Raw genomic sequence first — 18,104 nt, forward strand, 5'->3', positions numbered from 1 at the left:
CCTTAGAAAATCGGTTGACTCGGAACTCAAAAAAACGTTTAATACGCCTCGTCGCCCGGATAGCTCAGTCGGTAGAGCAGAGGATTGAAAATCCTCGTGTCGGTGGTTCGATTCCGCCTCCGGGCACCACTATTCAGAAAAAGCCCTGCACTTTGTGCGGGGCTTTTTAGTTTCTGAACATCGGATGTAACACACTTAGTCACACAGTTCAGTAACTTGGCATTACCTCTAACCTCATAAAAAATCGTTTTGCCAAAGCCACGTCATTGGAGCCGCGATGCAGTTTTCAGTCTTTAGTGGCAGTGCGTTATTGCCGCAATAGAGCAATACGCCCCCTTTAAAGCTTTTACCGGCTTGCGCAGCCAACCGTTTTAGTCCTTCACCATCTTTGGCTTGAATGCTGGCGGCTTTTTTTACTTCAATGCCATAAATGTCGCGGCCTTGTTCAAGCACCAAGTCGACTTCGATCTTGTCTTTATCTCGGTAATGGCTGAGTCGAATAGGATCCTCTAACCATTCCGCTTGAGTGCGAATTTGTTGAATGGTAAAGCTTTCCAGCAATGGGCCAAAGTCGGAAGAATAATCATGCCATTCGGCAGGTTTTAAATTATTCATAAAGGCGGCCAAGCCACTATCAATTAAATGCAGTTTGGGGGCTTTTACCAACCGTTTGGCTTGATTGCTATGCCATGCAGGTAAGCGATAAACCAAGAACAAATGCTCCAATATACTAATGTATTTTTCAGCCGTTTCGCGACGCATTTTAAGATCAGTTGCGATGCTGCTGGTATTAAGTAAATTACCTGTATGTAAAGCTAGCAATTCGGCTAAGCGCAGTAGCTCGTCCTCGTCGCGTATATTGGCAATGTCTTTCACATCGTTCTGAATAATAGTTTGCAGGTATTGCCGGTACCATTGTATGTAGCGTCAATTACGGTGGCCGGTCCGGCCACCGTAATTGTCGCTCAATAACCATTGCCGTGCTCGTGAAGCAGAGCGAGTTAACGGTTCTGGGTAACCGCCCTGACATACACGCTCTGCTACCCCAAGAGTTCCTGCTGAGCTTGAGTGATTCTGGGCTTGAGTTTGCCACTGAACAATGCCTCTAAAAAGGCGGGCTTGTTTTGCTCTTTCTCTAATTCGGCCAGTGGGTGTAAATGTAAGATCTCCACACGGCCTGCTAGCGACTCTTTCACCTTAGGTAGTAGCAATAGGTTCGCAGAGCCAGTGAGAAGAAACCTCCCTGGTTGTCGGTTGCGATCGACTTCAGCTTTTATCGCCAGTATCAATTCCGGCACCCTTTGAATTTCATCAAGCGTTACCTGTTCTGGCAGGCTTTGAATAAAGCCGGTTGGGTCTTGTTGAGCAGCTGTTAGGATGGCATGGTCGTCAAACGTCAAGTAGTGACGATCCGACGCGACCTGATGGCATAAAGTCGACTTCCCCACCTGGCGCGGTCCTAACACACAGACGACGGGTGTGTCGACCAAACACCGGTTTTGACAGCGTCTATTTGACTATTATAAGTGCGGCTACTTGCCTATTTGAAAATCCTCGTGTCGGTGGTTCGATTCCGCCTCCGCACCACTATTCAGAAAAAGCCCTGCACTTTATGCGGTTTTTTTGCACGTATCCGATGCGTGCCAATCAAATCTCTACCAATGTAAAAATTAACAAGCACGCCCAATAAAGAGCGTGCTTAAATTTTCAACTTATTCTACACGGGGTCTCTTAAAGCGCTGCACTGTGTAGTACAACGCTGGCAGCACCACCAAAGTCAATAATGTCGACGAGACAATGCCGCCGATTACCACAGTAGCCAGTGGTCGCTGTACCTCAGCGCCGACACCGGTATTAAATGCCATAGGGACAAAGCCCAGGCTAGCTACAAGAGCAGTCATCAGTACAGGTCTTAACCGTTGTTGCGCGCCTTCAAACACCGCATCTTTCAACGGCAGTCCGTCGCGCAGCAGTTGCCGTATGAATGTCAGCATGACCACGCCGTTCAAAACCGCCACGCCCGACAGTGCAATGAAGCCGACTGCAGCGGAAATTGATAGCGGCATATCACGCAGCGCTAATGCGAATATCCCGCCGGTCAGCCCTAAGGGAACGCCTGTGAATATGACGAGTGCACTGCTCAGCGAATTAAACGCACTGTATAGCAGGCCAATAATTAATAGCAGCGCTAATGGCACAACCAAACTCAACCGTTGGGAAGCTGATTGCAGCTGTTCAAAGGTACCGTCGTAGTTAACCCAATAACCTGCTGGCAAATCAACGTCAGTCGTTAGCGCATCCTGAACATCTGCCACAAAAGAGCCCAAATCACGATCTTCAACATTCGCACTCACAATAACATTGCGTTTGCTGCTTTCCCGATTGATTTGGTTTGGTCCGCTATTCAAGCTTAATTCGGCGACCTCGCCTAACGGCACATAGCTTAGCTCTGGGTTACTAGCTGAGACGTCTATCGGCAGTGATTTAAGCTGCTCAATACTCTTACGCCATTCTTTGTCGAGACGTACCATGAGTTTGAAGCGTTTATCCCCCTCGTAAATAATCCCTGACTGAACGCCGCCAACCGCTGCTTGAACTGCCCGTTGCACATCAGCCACTGTTAGGCCTAATAACGCTAAATGATCACGCTTAGGTATCACTGAGAGTGTCGATAAACCGGTCATTTGTTCAACCCGAACATCAGCAGCGCCATCAACGGTGCGAATGACTGCCGCGGCTGAGTCGCCTAACCGTTTAAGCGTTTGCAAGTCATCGCCATAAATACGAACCCCCAAGTCAGCTCGAACGCCTGCAATAAGTTCGTTAAACCGCATTTCAATCGGTTGAGTGAACTCGTACTTATTACCGGGAAGCTCTTGCACAGCAGTTCGTATTTCAGCAACCAGTTGCTCTTTGGTTTTTTCTGGGTTTAGCCAGTCCTCACGCTCCTTTAAAATAATAATGGTATCAGCGACGCTCGGTGGCATAGGGTCGGTCGCAACATCCGGGGTACCAATTTTTGAGAATACCAGTTTAACTTCGTCAAAGCGTGACACCACAGACTCGACATCTTTTTGCATTGCTATAGACTGCTGCAAGCCAGTCCCCGGAATGCGCAAGGCTTGCATGGCAATATCGCCTTCATCAAGCTGTGGCAAAAACTCAGTTCCCATGCGACTCGCCTGAAACATTGATACCGCAAACAGCCCAAAGCCAAGCAAAATAATGACAACTGGAAGCTTCAGTGTTTGCTGTAAAACCGGCTGATACACTTTGCGGGCGGCTCGCATTATTCGGTTTTCACCGTGCTTAATATTGCCACGGACAAATATTGCAATAGCAGCGGGTACAAAGGTAACGCTGAAAATCAGAGCCCCTAAAAGCGCGGCTACGACAGTAAACGCCATGGGATGAAACATTTTGCCTTCAACACCACTTAACGCAAATATGGGCAAGTACACCAGCATAATGATAAGCACACCAAATACCGCAGGGTTAAATACCTCACGAGTACTATGGGTTACTTCAATTAAGCGCTCTTTAGTGGTAAGTACCCGGCCTAAGCGTTGCTGTGCAATTCCAAGCCGTCGCAAAGCGTTTTCAACCACAATGACCGCACCATCGACGATAATACCAAAATCAATTGCGCCCAGGCTCATTAAATTACCAGACACCTTGTTGGCGACCATGCCGCTTACCGCAAACAGCATACTCAAGGGAATAACGCACGCCGTAATCAGTGCTGCACGGACATTTCCAAGCAGAATGAAAAGCACCACAATAACCAGCACCGCACCTTCAAACAGGTTTTTCTCGACCGTTGCAATAGTTTTATCAACGAGAGAAGTACGGTTATACACCGTTTCAATCACCACCCCGTCTGGCAAGCTTCGTTGCACCTCCTCAATTTTATTGGCGACATTCTGTGCAACGATGCGACTGTTTTCGCCAATAAGCATCATGGCCGTGCCCAATACCACCTCGCTCTCGCCCGAGGTTGAAGCGCCAGTGCGTAATTGTTCTCCCAGTTTGACCTCAGCCACGTCACTCACGCGCACCGGTGCATCATCACGTTTTGTCACGACCACATCACGAATATCGTCAAGTGTCTTAAGCTGTCCAGGCGAACGCACCAACCATTGCTCACCATTTTTCTCGATATAACCGGCACCAGCGTTTCTATTGTTAAGATCCAATGCTGCCAAAAGGTCCTGCATGGTCACTTTATAGGCCAGCATACGACCGGGGATGGGAGCCACCTGGTATTGCTTTTCATAACCCCCCACACTATTAATCTCGGTAACACCGGGCACCTTGACCAGTTGCGGCTTAATGATCCAATCCTGGATGGTACGCAACTGCTCGGGCGTATACGCCTCGCCATCGGCATTGGTAGCCCCCTCTTTCGCGCGTACTACATAATTAACAATTTCACCAAGGCCGGAGGCTATTGGCCCCATCGTCGGCTCGATACCGTCGGGTACTTCTCCCCTTACCTTTTGCAGTCGTTCACTGATTTGTTGTCTAGCCCAGTAAATATCGGTGCCCTCTTCAAACACCACGGTAACTTGCGACAACCCATAGCGTGAGATCGAGCGGGTGTAGTCCAGCTTTGGTAAACCTGCCATCGCGGTTTCCACCGGATAAGAAATACGTTGTTCGGTTTCTAATGGCGAATAGCCTGGCGCTTCTGAATTTATCTGTACCTGAACATTGGTAATATCCGGCACAGCATCGATGGGTAGCTTTAATGTGCTATAAACGCCCGCAGCTGCTACTAACAAGGTTGCGGCAAGCACCAGCCATCGACGCTCAACCGCAAAGCGAATGAGTGCATCTATCATTGTTTAGTCTCCCTAATGGCTGTGGCCTGCGCCTTGTTTTAGAATGTCAGCCTTTATCAAGTAGCTGTTTTCAACGACATAACTTTCGCCATTCTCAATACCCGATAACACCTCGGTGTATTCACCGTCAGTTCGGCCTAACTCAACTTCCCTGGCTTCGAAACGATTACCCTCTTTAATAAAAACAACGGGGTTATCTTCTAAACGTTGAACAGCATCATTGTTTATCGCCAAGCTCGCGTTAAAGCTGTCTGTAACGACATCCGCTTTTACGTGCATTCCCGGTCGCCAATGCCCCGACTGATTGGGCAACTCGATAAGTGCGCGTGCAATATGTCCGCCAGTCATTTGTGGCGAGATATAAGACACAGTTCCTTCGACGGTTTTATGATGATGCAAGTCGTACACATAGGTCGTTTGCTCTTCTTCTAACGACTCAATGTTCTCCGGGAACGCTGAAAGCTCTACCCAGACCGATGATGGATCCAGGACTTCAAATAATGGCTTTTGCTCAACCACTTCACCAACATTGGTAAAACGTGCAGTTACCTCTCCGCTAATTGGGCTGATGACTTCAAATGCCGTGCCTGTCGTAACATTCTCAACAACAGCCAGAGTTTGCCCGGCTTTTATGTCATCGCCGATATTGGCCTTTAGTGACGTAACAATACCTTTGTACTTCGCTCCGATATGCACAATATTGTTATTATTGGGGGCTATTACACCGAAAATTGTTTGCTTTACTCGAATGCTTTGAGCGCTCGCTGTTGCCAACGTTAATTTCGCGTTTTCTATTGCTGCATCACTTAAATTGGTATGGGGTGCTTCATGCTCTTCGTGTTTTTTCTCATAAGCCAATACGGGCAGTGAAAAACTGGCAATGCAGATAATTGTAATCAATGTGTTGAGTTTCATTGTTGTACTCCTAAAAACGGCTGTCCGGTCATGCGCTCTAATTCGATGATGTCGCTGTAAATCGCATGTTGACGGGAGATTTTTTCATACTCGAGTTTTGCTAACTCTGTTTGCGCGTCTAACACTTGCAACAAAGAGTGCGTTCCGCGTGCGTAACCCTGTTGAGTTTGTGCGAGTAACTGTTCAGATAGCGGCATCAGTCGCTGGTTTATCTTTTGCAGATAACTTTGGTGAGTTTGCAAACTATGCACTAGTGATAAAGCCAGTGACTTCAGTTGCTGCCGAACCACTTTTTGCTGCGCTAGGTTAGACTGATGCAGTAGTCGGCTTTGCTTTATGCGACCGACGTTAGGGTCAGCGAACTGCAATGGCATTGATGCCTGGACAATTAGACCGGCATCATCGAACTCGTTATTGTAACGAGCCCCAACACCAACGGTAATATCCGACGTTGAGTCCGCTGCTAACGCTCTGGCTTGCGCTTGTAGAAGTTGCTCAGAGTCCAGTAAACGCAAATACTCCGGCGCCCGATTAACAGCCGATAACACGTTGGCTTTTTCCGGGAGGCTTAGCGGAAAAGTAAAGTCTCCAGAGACGCGCGTAAAATTGAGCTCGCCTGCCCACATTGAAGCCAGTTCAGCTTGTTGCTTTTTCAGTTTACCGTTCAACTCGTCAGAGAAAGCGTATTGGCGCTCTAACTGTAATTTAATGCGAATAACCTCGGATTTAGGCACCGCGCCAGCTTCTACACGCTCCTGTGCCACTTTTATCAGTCGCTCAGTTCGCTGAATTTGACGCTCGCTGGTATGCGCGACTTGCTGAAGTTTTAAAATGTCATAGAAACGCTGTGTGGTTTCTGCCAAAACCTCAATTTGACGATACTCAAACTCTGCTCGCTGAGCTTTCTCTTTTTCGGTTGCAGCTTTAACTCGTAACTGCCGTTTGTCCCCTAACTCTATGAGCTGAGAAAAGGATACGGTCAACTGTGAGTTACTGATACCTTCTAGCCGTCCTGAGCCGGCAAAGTTTTCTATTTCCGCAGATACCCTTGGGTTCGCTGAAAACTCAGCCTGCTCTATCAGTGCTCCTGCAGCTCGTATTTTATAATCATACTCCAGTAACTCAGGGTTATTCTTGATCGTTTTTTGTAACGCTTCTTTCAGCTTTAAATCTGTCGTCGCAGCCGTCGCCACAGGCACTAGCGCACCTAAGCAAAAGGCTGCCACGAAGTATAAATACTTCATGTTGCTTCTCCATTAACTTATAGGTTTTAAAAAGTCTAAGTTAACGGTTACGCGTTTGGTGGAGGTACAGGGGGTTGGTGAGTCAGGCTTTGGTCAAAACCTACCGAGTTTGAGTTGGGTGCCAAAATAACAGGCACGGCTGAAATTAAGAGGTTATAACCAGTAATGCAACTAATATGAGGTTGTGTTTGTTGTTTACTATCATATATTGATTTATTTAAGTCTTGATTTTCACGCTCAATTTCTAAGACTAAGTCATACGCAACTCCTGCACTCTTTATTGAAGACTGACTGAAAGTACCAGCCACAGGAGCACAGGCAAAAGAGCTATGAATGAGCACAGTCAGTATTAAAAACCAAGATATTTTCATTCAATTACCCCACTCAATATAAATTCCTAATCCATCCAAAATAAGCTCGGCCATATTAATTATTATACTTACTATTTACTTAGAACCCGGTAGATTCGGTATCATTGAGACCTGCAAGTTGCTTAACAGTAATAGGATAACTCCTAGGGTAATTGCAATATCGGCAATATTAAAAACTGGCAATTGCCACGTTTGCCAACCTAGATGAAGGGAGTCGACAACATAGCCACGAAACAGTCGGTCAATGAGGTTCCCAACCGCCCCCCCAAGAATCAGCCCGTAGCTAATGCCATCCCGTTTACTTACTTTATTAAAGATCAACCTCGTTAAAGCCACAGACATTAGCAGAGCAACCCCAATAAAAAAATAGCGCTGCCAACCTCCACCATTTGAAAGCAGGCCAAATGCCGCACCAGTGTTCCAAGTGTGTACCCAATTGAAAAAAGGGGTCAATGAAATCGAATCACCGTAAGCTATTGATTGCTGCGTCTGCCACTTGATCACTTGGTCAAAGACTACAGTTAAACCAGAAATTAACAGAGAAATATAGGGCGAAAATCCTTTATCAACGCAGGACATTCAGTTCCCCTTCAGTGCAAAAATGCGTCTTGACCCGTTAAGCACGATTAAACCTGCTATGCTACCTATAATAAGATCTGGGTAATTCGACCCGGTCAACGCAACGAGGATGCCAGCGATGATTACGCCAAGGTTAATCACTACATCATTAGCTGAAAAAATCCAACTTGCTTTCATATGCGCACCACCTCCTCTATGTTTGGAGATAAGTAGAAGACAGATGGTATTGCCAATCAACGCGACAAATGCAATCCCCATCATCGCAAGTGACTCAGGTTCACTCCCGAATACGAAGCGTCTCACAACTTCTGCAAGTACACCCAGAGCCAAAACCAGTTGTAGTACGCCAGCTAGGTGCGCAGCACGTATTTGCATATTAACACTACGCGCCACGGCATAAAGAGAAAGCCCGTAAACTGCCGCATCGGCAATATTATCTAAAGATTCCCCAATCAAACCAGCAGACTGCCAAAGCAGTCCGGCAGTCATTTCCACCAAGAACAGAAGAGTATTGATGGTGAGCAACCAACACAAGGTGCGGGACTCCTGCTTATCCGAACTTGCCGAAAACTCCTCAGCTTTGATTGCCTCGGAGTCCGCAGCAGTGTCTCTTTCAAGCGAGGCACCCAAACCTAGAGTCTCTAATTTAGAAGTAATAAAGGCTGTCTCACCATCATGTAATACCTTCAGCCGACGGTTTGACAAGTCGAAGGATAATGAATGAATTTCCTCAAACCCATTCAGTGCCAAGCGAATCATTCGTTCTTCTGATGGGCAATCCATTTTTGCTACAGAGTAAACGATGAGCCGTTTACCTGACTCTTCGTAGGCATTTTTTGAGTCGCCATTTGTTCGAACCGTATCAAAGGAACTAGCCATCGTATTACTTACCTTAAATATATAGTTTCACAATTAAAAACTATAAAGTTACTATAAGGTCAAGAAATTACTTAACTAGATAGGAAATTTTCTTATGCGCATCTATCATCTCGGCAATTTCTAACTCTTGGCACATACCTGCAACCAGGCCAAGATGGTCGAGGTTTTTTATCTGGTAGGAAGGTGTAGGCATGGTTTTGGACTCCCAAAAGAGAGTAATAGATCAAGATCGGGGATCGGCGTCAAGAGGTAATCGGTAAATTGGCGATCAATCGCTCATTTATTGGACAGTTCTAAATCCGAATATTGGTGCGGAATAACGGTGTTAGTTGTAATCGAGACGTCTAAATTTCCGGAGGTTACACAACGTACTTACACAATTTTTTAAGGTTGTCCAGCGGAGCTTCGTTAGGCTACTGATGGGGAAGCAGAACAGCCGCTCCAATTTCGGTAACATAAATATAAAGAGTCTAATGCTTAGTGCCTTGTGCGGACTTTCGCTTTTAGTGATATGCCTGATTTGCGTTTCCCCTTCACTCAAAAGTTGGAATACGCTCACTTGGTTAGTAATTACATTTAGCCAGCTTATAAGGGATCTATTATATTGATATCTACTTTATATTTGGAACATTGAATGCACTATGAATCGCCACTAGTTCACTAGTTGAGAACTATTTTTAATTAATGTACCGTTAAGCTGCTTATTTAGAACTGTAAGATAATGATGCTTAGACTCGGATTTTTAATACTGGTGCTTGTTGCTGTTCTGACTCAAATCAGTCAGGCGGTTGCTGATGTGCATCAATCTCACCAGTCCTCTTCTGAGCAACACCTCAATTTTGAGCATGACGAATCCCACATCGATAAGCGCAATCTCCCTAAAAGTGGAGAAATCAGCTTTGACTGCCATCACTGCTGTCACTGCCATGGCTCATTTCATTTATATGCCATGAAGACTGAAAAAACTCTCGCGTTACCACGAATGGGAACAATGCGCCCTGGGTACACCCAGTTCTACACTAATCCACTGTCATCACCACTGTTCCGGCCTCCCATCTCCTCATAACTGTCTAATAAGCTGCTATAGCAGCGCAAAAAAATCATTATTTTACGCAGTAATATGACTGAGGAGTCTATCTATGGGTCCGTTTTCGACACATAGCAAACGCTTGTTTATTGCCGTAAGTCTGGCAATAAGTTCAAGCTACGCCAATGCACAACAGTTGCCCGAGCAATGGCAAAAAACTGTGCAGCAACACCCCAGTGTTGAAGCCGCTCAACAGCAGGCTGAAGCGCTGATCCAACAGGGCAAACAATTAAATCAGCCTTTGTACAACCCTAGCTTATCGTCACGCTTAGAGCGCGAGGGTGACATCAATAATTACACTGTTGGCCTAAGCCAAACGCTGGACTGGAGCACTCGCAATGAAGCACGAGCCAGTCAGAGTGACGCCATGACGGCTATGGCAGTGAGTATTTATCGCCAGTCGGCGACATCGCATGCTAAAACTCTGTTGAATGCCTATGTGCAATGGCTGGATGCAAAACAGCGTTACGCACTGGCCAAGCAGCAAGAGAAAATCGTTAAACAGGCGATAAGCCTGGTTGCCGAACGACGTAAAGCCGGTGACTTAGGTGCCGTCGACGAACAACTGACGGTACTCGCACTAAGTCGGCAACTGCAACAAACGGCAGCGGCTTATCAACAACTGCAATCCGCTGAAGCAGAGTTAAACGCTCTGCTAACAACGTCTGATGTCGGTCAACTCTCCATTAATGAGGAGCTATTTAACGTTGAACCTGCGTTAACGACTCGTTGGCAACAACATCCAGCGTTAAAAGCCGCTTACCTGCAATGGCAATTAAAGCGCGCCGATGTCGACTGGAAACGCTCGTTAACCACCGCCAACCCAACCATAGGCGTCGAAGCGGGCGAGACCGATAACGAAACAGTAGTTGGCTTATCATTCAGCATTCCACTACAGATTCGCAATAACTACAGCGATGCAGTACGCGCCGCCAATAGCGAAGCTGTTGCTGAAGAAAAGCGTTTGATTGCGCTACGCCAACAATGGCAAGCAGCACTGAAATCGTCCCTTAACAACTACCGCTTTGTTAAAAAACAATGGCAAAGCTGGCAAAGAGACTTCCAATCTCGGCAGGATGAGTCGATGCAGGTGATTGAGCAGTCCTGGCTCGCCGGTGACCTATCCACCACAGACTACCTCACCGCTGTGCAACAGCAGCTCGATAGCCAATTTGCAGGGATAGCGCTGCAAACACAATATCGGTTGGCCGCCATTGAATGGTTGTACCGTTCGGGCGAACTCAGTAAAGCACTGACGTTATCGCCGTTAAGCCAGCCAACAAACGCAGAGATTGGAGAGTAAACGATGTCAGTAAAACCTTTATACGCAGCAATAGCACTTGCGCTGAGCTTTTCGGTTATGGCGCAGGATGAACACGGACACGACGAAAAAGAAACTACCCACAAGGAAAGTGCAGGCGTGGAGCTATCCAGCAAGCAGCTGTCCATGGCAGATATCACCACGCGAACCTTGCAAACTCAAGTCATTGAATACCCGGTTTATGCCCCGGGCGAGGTGGTTGCTAACGACTTTAACAGCTATATCGTGAGTCCGCGCATCGACTCGACCGTGCTCAAACGTTTTGTCAGTATTGGCGACCACGTCGAAAAAGGTGAGCCGCTGGCAACCCTCTTCAGCGCGACCATGGCGGAGGCGCAAAGTCAGTATTTGGTCACACTTAACGAGTGGCAACGCGTGCAGTCACTCGGCGAGTCAACGGTGGGTGAAAAACGCTTTGTCGAAGCGAAAAACGCCTTTACCTCAGCGCAAGCGCAACTCAAAGCATTTGGTATGTCAGCCAGCGACATTAAGCGTTTAAGTAAAGCTAACTACCCTATCGGCGAATACCAACTGACCTCAGAAATTGGCGGGATTGTGGTTAGCGATAACTTCAAGCAAGGCCAGCAAGTTAATGCCGGTAATCACTTGGTTGAAGTGCTGCAAGAAGAAACCTTGTGGGTTAATGCTCGTCTACCAGGCTCAGCTGACCTTAGTGTGCAGTTTGGTGATCCTGTTACAGTGAGTGTCGACAATCAGCGCTTTGCGGCAAAAGTCATTCAGGAAGGCCACACAATAGACCATAAAACCCGCACCCGAACGGTACGACTTGCGGTAAATAACGAAAAGGACCAATTACACCCTGGTTTATTTGCGGATGTTTATTTCTCAGTCAAGTCGGATGGACCGGTGCTTGCAGTTAAGGACTCAGCCTTAATGCGGGCCCCTGATGGTGACTGGCAGATATTCATTGAGCACGAACCCGGAAAGTTTGAACCGAAGAAAGTCGAATTGGTTGATGAAAAGGGTCCGTGGAAAGTTATTCGAGGCGTTAAGGAAGGCACAAAATACGTAGACAACGGCGCGTTTTTCGTTCGCTCACAAATCGCTAAAGGCGGTTTTGACCCACATAACCACTAACAGGAGGTTGTATGTTTCAGCGCATTATTCAGTTTGCTGTCGCCAATCGCCTGTTATTGGTATTGGCTTTATTCAGCATCAGCATTGCGTCATTTTTTATTATTCCCAAACTTAATCTGGATGCCTTTCCCGATGTTACCAACGTTCAGGTAACGGTAAATACGGAAGCACCCGGATTAGCAGCGACCGAAGTCGAGCAGCTGATTACCTATCCGATAGAGTCGGTGATGTATGCCCTGCCCGACGTCAAAGAAGTTCGGTCAATCTCAAAAACAGGTTTATCGGGCATTACCGTGGTATTTGACGAGAGTGTCGATATCTACTTTGCCCGGCAACTGGTATTCGAGCGGCTGCAAGCGGCAAAGGAATTGATTCCAGAGGGAGTCGGCACGCCCGAAATGGGCCCTAACTCTTCCGGTCTCGGCCAGGTTTATCAGTATCTGCTACTTGCCGAGCCGGGCTCTGATGTCAGTAGCATGGAGCTACGCAGTCTTAACGACTATGTGGTTAAACTGCTACTGATGCCCGTTGAGGGAATTACCGAAGTCTTGTCCTTTGGCGGTGAAGTTAAGCAATATCAGGTTAACCTCAATCCCGCCAAGCTGCTGTCTTACGACCTTACCCAGCAAGACGTCATGGGCGCGGTCAACAAGAATAACGGTAACGTTGGTGGTTGGTATATGCCCCGCGGTCAGGAGCAGTTGGTTATTCGCGGCACCGGCTGGCTGGAAAGCGGTAAAAAAGGTCTACAGCAGATACAACAAATACCGCTCAAAACCGTTGACGGCGTTTCCGTAACACTGGGCCAGGTTGCCGACGTCGAAATCGGCAGTGAAATTCGCCAGGGAGCGGTCTCAATGTCGCGTAAAGTCGACGGCGAGGTCAACCAGCTGGGCGAAGTGGTGTCGGGTATTGTGCTCAAACGCATGGGCTCGAATACCAAAGCCACCATCGACGGTATTAAAAAGCGCATTCCGCTTATTCAGCAAGCATTACCCGAGGGTGTCACCTTTGAGCCGTATTATGATCAGGCCGATTTAATACAAAAAGCCGTATCTACGGTCGCATATTCACTGCTCATTGCCTTTGTCTTTATTATCGCAGTATTAGCACTGTTTTTGCTCAACATACGCGCTACTTTTTTAGTGTTACTGTCCATTCCCGTTTCTATCGCCATTGCCCTGATGGTAATGTCCGCGATGGGCATGTCAGCTAACCTGATGTCGCTGGGCGGGATTGCTGTTGCCATTGGTATGCTGGTCGACGGCTCCGTGGTGATGGTTGAAAACATCTTTAAGCACTTAAGTCGTCCGGATAGTGAACACCAAGGCGACGCCGAGCAACGCACAGAGCACCGCGACCCGGATCCTCAGGCAGCCAAACTCGATAGCCATGGTATCAAGCTGCGAGTTAAGGAAGCGGCTAACGAAGTGGCACGACCGGTATTCTTTGCCGCCATGATTATCTTGGTGGTCTTTATGCCACTGTTTAGTTTTCAGGGTGTTGAAGCTAAATTATTTGAGCCCATGGCGATCAGTATTATGTTGGCCATTATCTCCGCGGTTTTTGTGGCCATTATGGTTGTCCCGGCATTAGCCAGTTACTTTTTCAGTCGGGGTATTAAGCCTCGTGAAAATAAACTGCTTAAACCACTAGATAATGGTTATAAAAGACTATTATCGGTGGCGTTACGCAGTAAAAAGGCTGTTATTACCCTGGCCGGTGTGCTGTTTGTCGGCGCTTTGGTGTTAGTGCCTCGTCTCGGCACAGAATTTGCGCCCGAATTGGAAGAAGGCACGATTAATATTCGCGTGACATTAGCCCCCTCCTCTAACCTTGAAACGGCCTTAGAGGTGGCTCCGAAGCTTGAAAAAATCCTGATGTCGTTCCCGGAAACCACCTACGCACTCAGCCGCATTGGACGAGCTGAAGTGGGTGGTGATCCAGAGCCTATCAGCAACATCGAGATATACGTGGGTCTCAAGCCGCAGTCTGAATGGACAACAGCATCGGATCGCTACGCCTTACAAGAAAAAATGGAGGCAAAACTCGATGCTCACCCAGGCTTGTTGTTTAATTTTTCACAACCTATCGCAACACGGGTTGATGAACTGCTCTCAGGTGTAAAATCGCAGCTAGCCATCAAACTATTTGGACCCGAGCTTGACGTGTTGGCCCGTAAAGGCCAGGAAATAGAAAGTGCCGTCAAGCAAGTTGACGGGGCCGTTGCAGTAGCGATGGAGCAAATAAAAGGTGAAGCACAACTCGTGGTTTCGCCGAAACGCCAACAACTCTCACGCTACGGCTTAAATGTCTCCGATGTACTGAGCGTTGTCGACAATGGCTTGGGTGGCGCTTCGGCAGGCCAGATCATTCGCGGTAATGAGCGCTATGATATTTACGTGCGGCTGGCCAAGCAATTCCGCGATACGCCGGAGTCTATTCGCTCGTTACGCTTGTTAACTCCTTCGGGAGCCTGGGTAACCGTAGGCGAAGTCGCCCACGTCGCAATTGAATCAGGACCACCGCAAATCCGTCGTGATGATGTACAGCGTCGCGTTGTGATTCAATCGAACGTTCAGGGTCGTGACATGGGTAGCGTGGTTGCCGATATTCGGAAGGCGATTGACGAGAAGGTGGATTTACCAACCGGTTACTCAGTCGATATTGGTGGCCAGTTCGAAAGTCAACAACGAGCACAGGAGCGCTTGTCCATTGTCGTTCCCATATCGCTGGCACTCATCGCCCTGCTGCTTTATTTTGCTTTCGGCACCATGGGTCAAGCCATGTTGATTTTGGTGAATGTACCATTGGCAGTCATCGGCGGTATTGTGGCTCTCTATGTGTCAGGACAGTACTTATCGGTGCCCAGCGCCGTGGGTTTCATCACGCTGTTTGGTGTGGCGGTACTAAACGGTGTAGTTCTGGTCGAGAGTATTAACCAGAGAATAACCGATGGGCATGCGGTTAATGATGCCGTGTTTGATGGCGCATGGTCGCGACTCCGCCCAGTATTGATGACTGCAATAACCTCAGCGTTAGGACTCATTCCCATGCTGTTTGCAACCGGTGCAGGGGCTGAAATTCAACGCCCACTGGCTACCGTCATTGTTGGTGGTTTGGTATCAGCTACTCTGCTGACATTGGTTATCTTACCCGTGCTCTATCCTTGGTTTTCGAAACAAAAAATTAAGGATTTAAGCCGTTAGGGTTCAATAGCATTTAAGGGGGCGGTTATTGTCGCCCCCTTTTATTAAAAGAGGAACGTATTATGGGACATCACCATAACCATGATCACTCAAAGGACATGCCGTCCAACCGATTAGGTTGGGCATTTCTGCTTAACTTTGTTTTTACCATTATTGAGTTCATTGGTGGTTTTCTTACCAACAGTACCGCCATTTTAGCTGATGCCGTTCATGATCTTGGCGATAGCCTGTCGTTAGGTCTCGCGTGGATACTAAATAAACTTGGCAAAAAACAGGCTAACCAACACTTTACCTACGGTTATAAGAGACTGAATCTTGCCGGTGCATTTATTAATGCCGTTGTTTTAATCGCAGGCTCTGCCTGGGTACTTGTAGAAGCAATTCCCAGGCTCTGGAACCCACAAATGCCCATGGCTGATGGCATGATTGCGTTGGCGGTACTTGGCATTGTGGTTAATGGCTTTGCGGCTTACAAATTGTCAGAAGGTAAAACGTTAAACGAGCGCGTTATTAACTGGCACTTGCTAGAAGATGTTCTCGGCTGGGTTACTGTACTTATCGTTGGTATTGTTTTGCTGTTCGTAGACTGGCCGATTCTCGACCCTATATTGTCGATTGGCTTTACTCTATTTATTTTAGTGAATGTACTACGCAACCTGTGGGCAACACTGAAACTCTTCATACAGGCCACGCCAGACAAAAAAACCTACAAACAAGTCGCGGACGCTTTACTGGAGCTACCTCATGTTGCTGACCTACACCATTTGCATTTTTGGTCACTAGACGGCGAGGAGCATGTATTAACCGTTCATTTGGTGTTAACTAAGAACCTTGATATTGAGGCTCGTAGCGACTTAAAACAGCGCATCGATAACGTCCTTGCGCCCTATGCTTTAAGCCATACAACAGTAGAATTAGAAGATCCTGATGAAGCGTGTAGGGACAACTGATAATGAGTGCATTATTTTTATTGAAAACGCTCGGGTTATTTATTGCAACCGCAATTGCCGAAATTGTCGGTTGCTATTTACCCTACCTATGGCTCAAAGAGGGCCATTCCGTTTGGTTGCTCATTCCGGCAGCAATAAGCTTAGCTTTATTTGCTTACTTATTAACACTTCATCCAGCGGAAAGCGGGCGGGTCTACGCAGCTTATGGTGGTATTTACGTGTTAACTGCCATAGTCTGGCTGCGAATTGTCGATAAATCGCCACTATCCAATTTCGACCTGATTGGCACGACGTTTGTGCTAACCGGTATGGGGATTCTTGTGTATGGCTGGCGTTAGCTATAAAGCAATTCAGTTAAAGAACTCCACTCAAAAGTTTTACACAGACTAGCGCACCTTATGTTTGTCCGTCGTAGCGTCCTCAACCCCATCGTTAAGCGACGCCATCAGTGGACAATAGACATCTCCGTGTCCGGCGCTGCATTTTTGCACCAACTCATTCAGCGCTTGTTCAATTTGCTGTAAGTGCGATATCTTTCGACGAACACTGGTGAGCTTTTGCTCTCCAAGCTCCCGTGCTTCATCGCAATGAGCGCCATCTTGCAGAGTTAATAGCTCACCAATTTCATCCAGACTAAATCCAAGCCATTGAGACGCGCGAATAAAATGAAGCCGAGCAAGCGCTTGTTCGTCGTAATGTCGAATTCCCCCATACGGCTTTTCCGGCTCGCTCATTAGCCCTCGGCGCTGATAATAGCGCACCGTTTCCACGCCCACGCCGGCTGTTTTGGCCAGCGTGCCAATTGTCATTACGTTGCGTTTTTTTAACATAGCTATTGCTTCCGTAGTGAGGTACGGGTCTAAGATTAACACATTAAAGCAAAATGCCCGAAGGAGTTACTCTTATGTCAAATTCAAAATCTGGTCGGGGCTCTCTTCTCGCGGGAGGGATCGCAGCGACTCTGGCATCTGCGTGTTGTCTGGGTCCCCTCATATTACTTGCACTCGGTGTATCCGGGGCCTGGATTGGGAGCCTCACAGCACTTGAGCCTTATCGACCCATTTTTATTGCCATTGCATTGATTGCCATATTCTTTGCCTGGCGTCGAATATACCGGCGTGCTGATGACTGCAACCCTGATGACACCTGCGCAACGCCAAATGCTCGTAAGAGCTACAAAGTGATGTTTTGGCTCGTTGCGGTACTTACTTTAACAGCACTGGCTTACCCCTATGTTGTTCCTTTCTTTTACTAGGAGGCAATACACAATGAAAAAAGCAATGATAACAACCATTTTATTTTTACTGTTTAGTATGCCCGCATTGGCGGCTGAGAAAACCGTCACGCTATCAGTACACGGTATGACATGCGTCACCTGCCCAATTACTGTCAAAGCTGCACTCGGTGAAGTCGCAGGTGTGAGCGCCGTCGATGTCCGTTTTGAAGAACGGGATGCAACCGTGACATTCGACGACGAAAAAACGTCAGTTAAGCAGCTCACTGAAGCAACGACAAATGCAGGATACCCATCAACACTGAAAGCAACGGCACCAAAAAATCAGTCATGAAACATCACAATGCCTTATAGCTGCTGTAAAACTGAAAGA

Annotated in this window: 17 protein-coding genes, 1 tRNA gene and 1 pseudogene; 8 read left to right on the forward strand and 11 right to left on the reverse strand. The window is 47.3% G+C overall.

The window, feature by feature from the left end; genetic code table 11:
* Positions 1–53: 53 nt before the first annotated feature.
* Positions 54–129: transfer RNA gene (locus C5610_RS10220), tRNA-Phe, on the forward strand.
* A gap of 105 nt (positions 130–234) precedes the next feature.
* Here the strand turns inward: C5610_RS10220 and C5610_RS13640 are convergent.
* The 10 genes and pseudogenes from C5610_RS13640 to C5610_RS10265 form a co-directional block, all read right to left on the reverse strand.
* Positions 235–876, reverse strand: a complete 642-nt coding sequence (locus tag C5610_RS13640) for an ATP-binding protein (RefSeq protein WP_222842994.1) — start codon at positions 874–876, stop codon at positions 235–237.
* Positions 877–1,040: 164 nt separating this feature from the next.
* On the reverse strand, positions 1,041–1,448 hold the full coding sequence (locus C5610_RS13645; RefSeq protein ID WP_208107642.1) for an AAA family ATPase: 408 nt from the start codon (positions 1,446–1,448) through the stop codon (positions 1,041–1,043).
* 264 nt (positions 1,449–1,712) lie between these two features.
* Positions 1,713–4,844, reverse strand: coding sequence for an efflux RND transporter permease subunit (locus tag C5610_RS10230; RefSeq protein WP_105307074.1), 3,132 nt, complete (start codon positions 4,842–4,844; stop codon positions 1,713–1,715).
* A 12-nt stretch (positions 4,845–4,856) separates the two neighbouring features.
* Entirely contained in the window at positions 4,857–5,759 is a 903-nt protein-coding gene (locus C5610_RS10235) for an efflux RND transporter periplasmic adaptor subunit (protein ID WP_100690626.1), read from the reverse strand.
* Positions 5,756–7,003 (reverse strand): TolC family protein, encoded by a 1,248-nt coding sequence (locus tag C5610_RS10240; protein ID WP_105307075.1) that lies wholly within the window; start codon positions 7,001–7,003, stop codon positions 5,756–5,758. The genes C5610_RS10235 and C5610_RS10240 overlap by 4 nt, the downstream gene beginning before the upstream one ends.
* Before the next feature lie 47 nt (positions 7,004–7,050).
* Positions 7,051–7,374: a hypothetical protein gene (locus C5610_RS10245; RefSeq protein ID WP_006955685.1), complete on the reverse strand. Its 324-nt coding sequence runs from the start codon at positions 7,372–7,374 to the stop codon at positions 7,051–7,053.
* Positions 7,375–7,449: 75 nt separating this feature from the next.
* The gene (gene lspA / locus C5610_RS10250; RefSeq protein WP_011234872.1) at positions 7,450–7,953 is read right to left on the reverse strand and encodes a signal peptidase II; all 504 of its coding nucleotides are present in this window, start codon (positions 7,951–7,953) and stop codon (positions 7,450–7,452) included.
* Positions 7,954–8,832: a cation transporter gene (locus C5610_RS10255; RefSeq protein WP_187346266.1), complete on the reverse strand. Its 879-nt coding sequence runs from the start codon at positions 8,830–8,832 to the stop codon at positions 7,954–7,956.
* A 97-nt stretch (positions 8,833–8,929) separates the two neighbouring features.
* Positions 8,930–9,025, reverse strand: a pseudogene (locus C5610_RS10260) (DUF4277 domain-containing protein); the annotation flags it as partial.
* A 549-nt stretch (positions 9,026–9,574) separates the two neighbouring features.
* A complete protein-coding gene (locus C5610_RS10265) occupies positions 9,575–9,760 on the reverse strand; it encodes a hypothetical protein (protein WP_034733748.1) in 186 nt (61 codons plus the stop codon).
* 211 nt (positions 9,761–9,971) lie between these two features.
* Here C5610_RS10265 and C5610_RS10270 point away from each other — a divergent pair, with 211 nt between their 5' ends.
* The 5 genes from C5610_RS10270 (at position 9,972) to C5610_RS10290 (ending at position 16,835) form a co-directional block, all read left to right on the forward strand.
* Entirely contained in the window at positions 9,972–11,222 is a 1,251-nt protein-coding gene (locus tag C5610_RS10270; protein WP_105307077.1) for a TolC family protein, read from the forward strand.
* 3 nt (positions 11,223–11,225) lie between these two features.
* Complete coding sequence (locus C5610_RS10275; RefSeq protein ID WP_105306728.1) at positions 11,226–12,338, forward strand: efflux RND transporter periplasmic adaptor subunit; 1,113 nt, start codon at positions 11,226–11,228, stop codon at positions 12,336–12,338.
* An 11-nt stretch (positions 12,339–12,349) separates the two neighbouring features.
* Entirely contained in the window at positions 12,350–15,547 is a 3,198-nt protein-coding gene (locus tag C5610_RS10280) for an efflux RND transporter permease subunit (protein WP_105306729.1), read from the forward strand.
* A gap of 62 nt (positions 15,548–15,609) precedes the next feature.
* Entirely contained in the window at positions 15,610–16,497 is an 888-nt protein-coding gene (locus tag C5610_RS10285) for a cation diffusion facilitator family transporter (RefSeq protein ID WP_105307078.1), read from the forward strand.
* A 2-nt stretch (positions 16,498–16,499) separates the two neighbouring features.
* Positions 16,500–16,835 carry a YnfA family protein gene (locus tag C5610_RS10290; protein ID WP_006956209.1) on the forward strand — a complete coding sequence of 112 codons (336 nt, stop codon included), beginning with the start codon at positions 16,500–16,502 and terminating at the stop codon, positions 16,833–16,835.
* Between the two features lie 48 nt (positions 16,836–16,883).
* Here the strand turns inward: C5610_RS10290 and merR are convergent, their stop codons facing one another.
* Entirely contained in the window at positions 16,884–17,327 is a 444-nt protein-coding gene (merR, locus tag C5610_RS10295) for an Hg(II)-responsive transcriptional regulator (RefSeq protein ID WP_006956210.1), read from the reverse strand.
* A 74-nt stretch (positions 17,328–17,401) separates the two neighbouring features.
* On the opposite strand from merR, the gene merT reads away from it, so the two are divergent.
* Positions 17,402–17,752, forward strand: coding sequence for a mercuric ion transporter MerT (gene merT / locus C5610_RS10300; RefSeq protein ID WP_105307079.1), 351 nt, complete (start codon positions 17,402–17,404; stop codon positions 17,750–17,752).
* Positions 17,753–17,765: 13 nt separating this feature from the next.
* Positions 17,766–18,065 carry a mercury resistance system periplasmic binding protein MerP gene (merP, locus tag C5610_RS10305; protein ID WP_105307080.1) on the forward strand — a complete coding sequence of 100 codons (300 nt, stop codon included), beginning with the start codon at positions 17,766–17,768 and terminating at the stop codon, positions 18,063–18,065.
* The last annotated feature ends 39 nt before the right edge of the window (positions 18,066–18,104 follow it).

The organism is Idiomarina sp. OT37-5b, assembly GCF_002968395.1.
GTDB classification, from domain to species: domain Bacteria; phylum Pseudomonadota; class Gammaproteobacteria; order Enterobacterales; family Alteromonadaceae; genus Idiomarina; species Idiomarina aquatica.